The sequence below is a fragment of the Alicyclobacillus sp. CIJ1 genome (genome assembly GCF_057538885.1).
The window spans coordinates 1-1,799 of record NZ_BAAJPH010000019.1 but is presented as its reverse complement, the minus strand read 5'-3'; the positions used below and the strand labels follow the sequence as shown (position 1 = coordinate 1,799).

Annotated in this window: 1 protein-coding gene and 1 pseudogene; both read left to right on the top strand. The window is 57.0% G+C overall.

Annotation, left to right across the window (positions count from 1 at the left end; translation table 11 throughout):
* The first annotated feature begins 153 nt into the window (after positions 1 to 153).
* Positions 154 to 1,398 (top strand): hypothetical protein, encoded by a 1,245-nt coding sequence (locus AC27E8_RS00165; protein WP_487099045.1) that lies wholly within the window; start codon positions 154 to 156, stop codon positions 1,396 to 1,398.
* Between the two features lie 63 nt (positions 1,399 to 1,461).
* Positions 1,462 to 1,799 (top strand): annotated as a pseudogene (locus AC27E8_RS00160) (hypothetical protein); the annotation flags it as partial.

The following is a 1,799-nucleotide window of genomic DNA, read 5'->3' as shown; positions in this document are numbered from 1 at the left end:
GCCCAGGCGGACGGCCGGCGGAGGTTGGGGGACCGGAGCCGGCCGGACGCCTGGGCCAAGCCCATCGCAGAGGAATGAGCAACGTGGTGCGGTGAGTAACACGCACCCTTGTAAATACGCACCTTTTTCTGGAATGCAGAGGAGGGATGGACGTTGATCCTGTCCAACCCTGACATGATTGTAGCGCATTTGTGGGTCGAAGACCATACGGTGGTCTTCGGCGAATTTATTCGGACTCTTCAAAGGTTCCGAGACAGCCAGGCACCCGACGGCCAAGCCCTTCCTGGATATGGCCTGCATCTTGTCTATGATGCTGCGGCCTCCTCGGGACGATGGCTTGCCTTTCGCAGCTGGGCCCGGGAAGCGGAAGACATAGGCATTCGCTGGCGAGTGTACGAAACCGAGCCGCCGCGCAAGGCACACTTGTGGCCGTTCGAAGTGATCCTCGGCAGCATGGAGCTTTGGGCGAGGCCATTTCACGCCTGGTGGCAAGACGTCATGCGAACCTTGCGATGGATCGCGGACGCGCCACACATGTTGTACACGTCAGACGGCGAATGGCGTGTGCGTTCGCGCGTAAGTCGACTCGACTGGGCGATCGACAGCGACGAATGGGCCTTTGTCCCGGAAGACCTGCCGCGATTTGTGACGCGTACGCGAATTGCAAGCCAACACGAATGCGAAGTCGAATGGCTCGAGTATGTCCAAGAGATGCCGGAAATCTCGCATGCGGTGAATCGGCAGTTTACAGGATTCTCGTTTGGAAAACCGCCTATTCACGTGCGGATTTACGATAAACACTACGAATTGTTCTCGAGCCGCAAGTCTGCGAAGGTGAAATTCTTCTTGCACTTATGGGAGCGAAACGGCTGGACCGGCGCACCCGTATGGCGCGCGGAAATTGAACTCCGTCGCGAGGTGTTCCATCAGCTCCGTCAGGGCTCGCGGACCTTCGCGGAAATGGAAGTCGACGAAGTGGTGACACACTTCCCGAAATTCCTCCGATACTGGTTTCTCCAGTGGCTGTCCCTTCGACAACCGACGGAGGATCTGAACCGCTCACGTTGGCCATGGGACTCGATGTGGCAACACGTGATCGAATCGGTGATCGAAGATTCGGAGTCCTTCGAACGCGTTTTGCCAGGCCCGGCCTTTGATGTCGAAACCATGGCCCGACAGCAGCAAACGTTATTGGCGAAGTGGGCATTGGTCCGTGGCCTTCCACCAGAAGTTTGTGTAACGGATGCGTATCTGGGACAACTCGCGGAGGCCTTGGAATGTTCACCGATGGAATTTCTCCTTGCAACGGAGAAAGAAATGCGACTGCTTGCAGGTCGTCACGGGGTGCGACCATTTGGGTCGCAACATGCCCAAGCCCAGACGGAGCTTTTGCCATGAGGACAAGCTTCTGTCCTACATCTCCCTTGGGAGATGAAATGAACACAGAAGAAGGTGAAGGTCATGAGCATGAACACGCGTTCTTCGGACTTGGAGCAATTCTTCGACTTTGTCGCAGGTTTCTTCCGGTGGGCATGGCGAGAGGTGCGTCGCCATCCGGTGTTGTTCATGGCTGCGGTTGTTTCCGCAGCGATCCTGGTGTGGCACGGGCTCAAAGCCCTCCCGATGGCCATGCATGACACACACGGTCCAGAATATGGGCGATGGGTTGCATATGCATATCTACTTTGCGCTGGCAGCGTCTTCGTGGCATATGTCGTCTTGACCAACTGGCTTGACCGTAACCGTGTGATTGTCGACGCTTCCTCCTTCGAGGAGGCGCTACGACGCGCGGACCTCTG